Origin of the sequence: Archangium sp., assembly GCF_036388035.1 — a bacterium.
In the GTDB taxonomy this organism is placed as follows: domain Bacteria; phylum Myxococcota; class Myxococcia; order Myxococcales; family Myxococcaceae; genus Archangium.
The window spans coordinates 1-6,383 of the sequence record NZ_DASVSO010000022.1 but is presented as its reverse complement, the minus strand read 5'-3'; the positions used below and the strand labels follow the sequence as shown (position 1 = coordinate 6,383).

4 protein-coding genes are annotated in these 6,383 nt (G+C 71.1%); 2 read left to right on the top strand and 2 right to left on the bottom strand.

Features of this window, described 5'->3' with window-relative positions:
• The first annotated feature begins 206 nt into the window (after positions 1 to 206).
• A complete protein-coding gene (locus tag VF697_RS00880; protein ID WP_331091286.1) occupies positions 207 to 1,055 on the top strand; it encodes a DUF692 domain-containing protein in 849 nt (282 codons plus the stop codon).
• Complete coding sequence (locus VF697_RS00875; RefSeq protein ID WP_331091284.1) at positions 1,052 to 1,768, top strand: DNA-binding domain-containing protein; 717 nt, start codon at positions 1,052 to 1,054, stop codon at positions 1,766 to 1,768. Before VF697_RS00880 ends, VF697_RS00875 begins: the two co-directional genes overlap by 4 nt.
• Before the next feature lie 77 nt (positions 1,769 to 1,845).
• Here VF697_RS00875 and VF697_RS00870 read toward each other — a convergent pair whose 3' ends face one another.
• On the bottom strand, positions 1,846 to 4,242 hold the full coding sequence (locus tag VF697_RS00870) for a hypothetical protein (protein ID WP_331091282.1): 2,397 nt from the start codon (positions 4,240 to 4,242) through the stop codon (positions 1,846 to 1,848).
• 230 nt (positions 4,243 to 4,472) lie between these two features.
• A partial coding sequence (locus VF697_RS00865; protein ID WP_331091280.1) for a hypothetical protein occupies positions 4,473 to 6,383 on the bottom strand: 1,911 nt, incomplete at its 5' end.

The window sequence follows — 6,383 nt, the reverse complement described above, 5'->3', positions numbered from 1 at the left end:
CGCCACCCCCGAGAAGGGCGCAGAGTCCGCCTGCAAGACCGACAAGGCCACGACCACCCAGGAGAAGGGCAGCGAGATGTCCTGCGGTGCCGGCGGCTGCGGCGGCGCTCCCAAGAAGGAGTAATCGCCAGGTCGCGGTGGTTTCTTCCGGGCGGCGGGGAGGGGTCCTTCCTGCCGCCCGTGTCGTTTTTTCCGAGGGAGTCGACGTGCCGACGAGCTACGCGCAGAGACACGGGTTGAAGCCACTGGGGGTGGGCATCGGGCTGCGGCGCGAGTTCTACGCGCAGCTCCCGGACATCTCCCGCCCGCTGGACTGGGTGGAGATCATCCCCGAGAACTTCCTCACGCTCGGCGGCCGTCCGCAGCGCACGCTGGACGCGTGCGTGGAGCGCTGGGCGGTGCTGCCCCACGGCGTCGCGCTGAACATCGGCGGGCCGGAGCCGCTGGACGCGGACTACCTCTCGCGGCTGACGGCCCTGGTGGAGCGGGTGGACGCGCCCTTCTTCTCGGACCATCTCTGCTACTCGCGGCTGGGCGGAGGGTACCTCTATGACCTGCTGCCGCTGCCCTTCTCGCAGGAGGCGGTGGAGCACGTGGTGCCGCGGGTGCGCGAGGTGAAGGAGCGGGTGGGGCGGCCCTTCCTGCTGGAGAACCCGAGCTACTACGCGCGCATGCCCGGGGGCACGCTCGAAGAGGCGGCCTTCCTGCGGCACGTGGCCGAGGAGGCGGACTGTGGCCTCCTGCTGGACGTGAACAACGTGTACGTGAACGCCCAGAACCACGGGTATGACCCGAGGGCCTTCGTGGACGCGCTGCCGCTGGAGCGGGTGGTGCAACTCCACCTGGCGGGACACGAGCGGCAGCCGGACGTCCTCATCGACACGCACGGAGCCCCCGTGTGCGACGACGTCTGGGCGCTGTACCGCTACGTGCTGGAGCGGATGGGCCCGGTGTCGACGCTCATTGAATGGGACCAGGACATCCCCTCGCTGGACGCGGTGCTGGACGAGGCGGATCGGGCGCGCGCGGTGGCGGCGGAGGTGGGGACGCGATGAAACCCGGGCTGCGCGGCTTCTTCGATTCGATGACGGAGTACTTCGCGGACCCGGGCCCGGAGGCGCTGGAGCGGCTCTACTCGACGCACCCGGGCTGGGACGCACCGCGCTCGCGGATGGCCCTCTACGGGTGGATGGTGCGCCACCACGTGAAGGCTACCCTGGAGAAGCTCTACCCGCTGGCACGGGCGAGCGTGGGCGAGGAGCGGTGGGGGGAGCTGGTGCGCGCGTACGAGGCCTCGAGGCCCGCGCGGCCCTTCGAGCTCAACCACCTGGGTGAGGGCTTCCCAACCTTCCTCGCGGACGAGGCGCAGCGGCGGGGACTGCCCGCGTTCCTGTCCGCGCTGGCGCGCTTCGAGTGGACGGACTTCGCGGTGTACACCTCCCCCGAGCCCCTGCCGGACACGGTGGAGCGGCTCACGGTGAACCCGACGCTGGTCGTGTTGGAGCACCCCTTCCACCTCTGCGCGTACGTGCGGGCCAAGGGGCGGGGAACGCCAGCGCCGGGGCAGGAGATGGTGCTGCTGTGGCGGCACCCGGAGCAGCTCGTGACGATGTACCTGGCCGCGAACGAGCGGTCGCTGCTGGCGGTGAAGATGGCGCTGGAGGGGCTGACGCCGGCCCAGGTGGCCGCGGCGACGGGCGTGGCCGAGGCCGACATCCGCACGGCGCTGGACGCGTGCGTGGAGGAAGGCCTCGTCCTGTCACCGTGACGCTCTCGCCGGGCGGCGGGTGACTCCCGCCCGCGGGGCGGCTCCGGCACGAGACCGGAGCCGCCAAGGGGGTGAGGCTAGTTGATGACGATCTGGCAGACGTTGCCCGCCGCCACGTTGCACTTCAGGCCCTCGCAGCACGCGCTGCCACCGGCACACGACTGACCCGCGCCGGAGCACGGCGGCCGGCAGGAGCAGTCACCCCCGGTGCAGTCGGCGCCCGCCGCGTCCACGCAGCGGTTGCCGTCGCAGCAGGGCGCGGCGGTCGAGCACTTGTCGAACGCCGGAGCGCACTGGGGAATGGGCTTGCACGTGCAGGCGCCATTCACGGAGCAGGGGACGGGCGGATCCGTGGCGAGCTGCACGCACTGCAGGCCGTTGCAGCAGGTGGCGCCGCCCGAGCCGCAGCCCTCCTCGACGGTGGAGCACCCGTTGCTCACGAAGTACTCGGCCCACTGGGCGATGTGGTTGGACGTGGTGAGATCCTGGAAGGGCAGCGCGAAGGCCGGGTAGGAGGGATCCACGCCCGCGTTCAGCTTGTCCGGATCCACCGCCGCCATCCACAGCAGGGTGCTCTTGGTGTTCTCGTCGGAGCCCACGGCCTCGCGCGTCGAGCGGAAACCGTAGTTGCGCGAGGAGGAGAACGTCACCCACATCAGCCGGCTGGTCTCCGAGCTGGTGCCCCGCGTCACGAAGGGGCTCCACTTCGGGTAGCTGTTGGTCAGGTTCGTCTCCCCGTTGTCCATGATGCCGGGGGCGTTGGCGCGCGTCATCTTCACCGGGGTCGCGTTGGCCTGCAGCTTCGCGGCCCACAGCGACGCGCTCTGGTCCGTGTCCGCGTTGCAGAGCTTGTCGACGTCCTTGCCCGCCGGACAGGTGGACTCGTTGTAGACGAGGAAGGACGAGTCGGGCGCGATGGCCGGGTAGTAGCGGTGATTGCCGAACTTCTCCGGCACCACCGTCACCGGAGCGCTCCAGCCGCCGCCCGTCTGCGCCGTCACCATCTTGATGGCGCCCTTGGAGTTGCGCTGGTTCGTGTTGGCGACGCCCACGGACGTATAGGCGATCGTCTTGCCATCCGCGCTCCAGTCCGGGTGGGTGACCGGATTGGCACCGGTACCGGTGCCGGCGATCTCGCCTTCCTTGAGGCCCGTCTCGCCGTTGAAGAGGATGAGGTTGTAGCTCGTGGCATTGCCGTCACCGTAGACGCCGACGAACTTGCTGCCGTCCGGGTTCCACGACTCGAAGGTGCTCTGGTACTTGGCGCCGCTGTTGACGAAGTCGGCCTTGCTGTCGGATTTGAACTCACCCAGGTTCTTGATCAGGGCAATGCGGCCGTCGCCCTGGCCGTTGACTTCGGCCACCAGCTTCTTGCCGTTGCGGCTCAGTGCATGGCAGCCCACGCAGCTCACGCCGCTGGAGGTGGTGTTGTTGATGTTGCTGACCCTCAGCACGGGGGTGGCCGTGGCCGTGGCCGGGCCGGCGAAGTCGTAGCGCATGACGCCGGTGGGGCTGGAGGTGGTCCAGTAGTAGAGCGCGCCCCTGAGCTCGGAGCGGCCGAACTGGAGGGCGATGGGTTGGGAGACGCCCACCGGGCCCCCCGCGTCACCCGTGGCGCGCAGGGAGAGCTGCACCGGCTGGCCGCCGCGGTTGCTCTCGGCCACGAAGTTCCACACCTCCTTGGCGGGGGTGTAGATGCAGGCGCGGGTCTCGCCCGCCGGCACCGCGACGCCGCTCGGCTTGTAGCAGCGCAGGTAGACGCGCACGTCGGTGATGGCGTTGGTGAAGGCCAGCTCGAAGAGGGTGTTGCTGTCGAGCCCGGGCAGGAAGTGGATCTCCAACTGCCCGAGGTTGGGCGGCACCATGACGCCGTGGTTGGGGTAGACGATCCGCGGCTTCTTGTGCGTGGCGTCCGTGTCCACCGGGCCGTCGAACTTCGACTCCGGCTGCGAGGGCAGGGGCGGGGCGCCGGAGGCTCCCGAGGCGGAGTCCGAGGTGGTGTCCGGCATCCTCTGCTCGAGCTTCACCGTGAGCGCCGCGGAGGTGGACGTGGTGCCCAGCCGGGCGCGCACGGTGGTGGCGCCGCCCACCGTGGTGGTCGAGGTGAAGGTGGTGCCGCTGAAGGTGCCCACCCGCGTGTCGTCCACACTGAAGAGGGCCTGCGACGTCACGTCCTCCTCGTGCCCGTCGGAGAAGGAGCCGGTGACGGTGTACTTCTGGGTGACGGGGGTGCTGCCCTTGACGACGAGCGTGACGTTCGCGGGAGTGAGCTTGAGCGAGGTCACCGTGACGCCACCGTCGCCGGGGCCGGTGCCGCCGCCTCCGTCGGTGTCCGTGCCGCCGCCACCGCTCTGCCCGCCGTCCGTCACGTTACCGCTGTCGGGTCCACCAGGTGGGGTACCGCCACAGGAGGAACAGCCAGACAGCGCGCTCGCTGCCATGAGGATGCCGATGAGCCAAGTCTTCTTCCACATGGCGAGCCAGGGTAGCGCACATCTCCGACAGCGTGCTCGCGGTTCCCGCGCCTGCTCGCTGGGCGCTTCACTTGTGTCGCAAGCTTGAAACGCCGTGGCACCCCAAGTGTACGCAATCGCAAGTTTTCCCAGATTCTCAGAGGGAGATGCGCTCCGAGTGCGGGGATTCGGTGGGCCACGCGGGTTGCTCGCCGCGAGGGTAACCGGGCCTCGAAGAGGGCAGGGGAAGGTCAGGGGCCCGCGTAGGTGGCGAGCCCCGTCGCCGTGCCGATGTACCGGGTGCCCCGCGGCCCCACCCCCAGCGCGCGGATGTCCTCGCTCGGCAGCCCGTCCTCGAGGCCGAAGTGGGTGGCGATCTCGAGCCCGAGGTCGTAGCGGATGAGCCCGCGCCGCGTCCCGGCCCACAAGAGCTCTCGGACCTGCCCGCCCACCGAGCGGCGCTCGTAGACGAGGGCTTGCACCTGCTCGTCGAGGAAGTTCCAGGGCGGGGACTTCAGCGCGGGCCCTGGCTGCCCGAGCGCGCCCCATCCCCTGGCGGTGCCAACGTAGGGACGGCCCTCGGGGCTCACGGTGACGGCACGCACGTCCCTGTCCGGCAGCGCGGGGGGCGCATGGAGGACGGTGGTGACGAGGGCGACCGCGGGCTCGAAGGGCGTCTCCACCGTGAGGGTCAGCTCGGCGAGGCCCTCGGCGGTGGCGGCCCAGAGCTTCAGTGCGCGCGTGCTGGAGGTCGGAGACACCACCACCTGCCGCACCGCCACGCCCTCGAGGAGGCGGCGGCCCACGACGGTGCCGGGCGGGCCTCCCGCGGAGGGATTGCTCGCGCGGGTGAGGACGAGGCCCTCGTTGGTGCCGAGCAGGAGCAGGTCGGGGGACTCCAGCGCGAGCAGGGTGCGCACGGCCTCGCCGGAAGCGGCGAGCACCCCGCCGCGGTAGCGGGTGCAGGTGGTGCCGGTACACCGCTCCACGCCGGCATTGGTGCCCACGAAGAGGACGGGGCCTCCGGAGGACTCCAGGTGGGAGATGGCGAGCCCGCTGCTTCCCAGGTCCACGGGGAGCTCGGTGGTGAGCGGAGAGGACGGCGCGCGGAGGACGGAGGAGGTCTTCCCATCCACGTACAGCACCTCGCCGGACGCCAGGAGGAGCGAGGTGATGGGCCTGCCGTCGGCCACCAGGGTCTCGACGAGGCGGCCGCGGCCGGAGGGCAGCACGGCGAAGGACACGGCGTCGTGGCCCACGGCTCCGCCGCGGTCGGTGGCGCGCAGCACGAGCGTGTGCTTGCCGGCGATGGGTGAGGCCAGGGTCGCGGAGGTCTCGGTGCCGAAGCCCCCGGCGAGGCTGTCCAGCCACTCCAGCCCGGCGACGCCCTCCGGGCTGTCGGAGGCCGCGCCGGTGACGACGAGGGGGGCGCCCTCGCGGCACGGCGCGTCCAGGCAGCTCGTGACGTCCTGGTCCACCGCGGAGATGTCCACCTTCGGAGCGCCGTTCACCACGAGCGGGACGGTGGCCGAGCAGGTGAGGCCCCACGGATCGGAGACGGTGAGGCTGAGGGTGTGGGTGCCCACCGTGGTGAGCCGGCGGGTGGTGGTGTGGGCCCCCTGGGCGAGCACACCGTCGCGGTTGGAGCTCCACCTGTAGCTCCGGGTGAGCTGGGGATCCTCGGCGTCGCTGGCGGTGCCCTGGAGCACGAGGTCCACGCCCGCGTTCACCTCCGCGCGAGCCAGGGGCGTGAGGATGGCGCAGTCGTGGGGCGGGGTGTTGGTGACGACGCGCACGGGGCGTTGGGCACAGCCCTCGAGGGTCGGGTCCTCCGAGTCCCTCGCGCACGCGGAGAGCGCCTGCGCGCCGGGAGCGGAGAGGACGACGTCGAGCTCCTCCGCCTCGCCGAGGGCCGTGGAGGCGGCGGTGGTGCGCCAGGTGGGAAGCAGCTCCTCCCCGCTCTCGGGGTCCACACAGCGGGCCTTCAGCTCGGTGGTGCCGCCCTGGAGGAGCCGCGTGCCGTCCTGGCGGGGCTGGAGGATCTCGCACCGCGGGGGGAGGTTGGGGACGAGGTGGACGCGCACCGAGTCCCGCGCCCGGTTGCCGAGGCTGTCGGTGGCGGTGGCCACCACGGTGTAATCGCCGGGCGTGGTGAAGGTGTA

Bases quoted from the DNA above. Each gene is read 5' to 3' on its own strand.
- VF697_RS00875 (WP_331091284.1), top strand. From the start codon at position 1,052: ATGAAACCCGGGCTGCGCGGCTTCTTCGATTCGATGACGGAGTACTTC.
- VF697_RS00870 (WP_331091282.1), bottom strand. From the start codon at position 4,242: ATGTGGAAGAAGACTTGGCTCATCGGCATCCTCATGGCAGCGAGCGCG.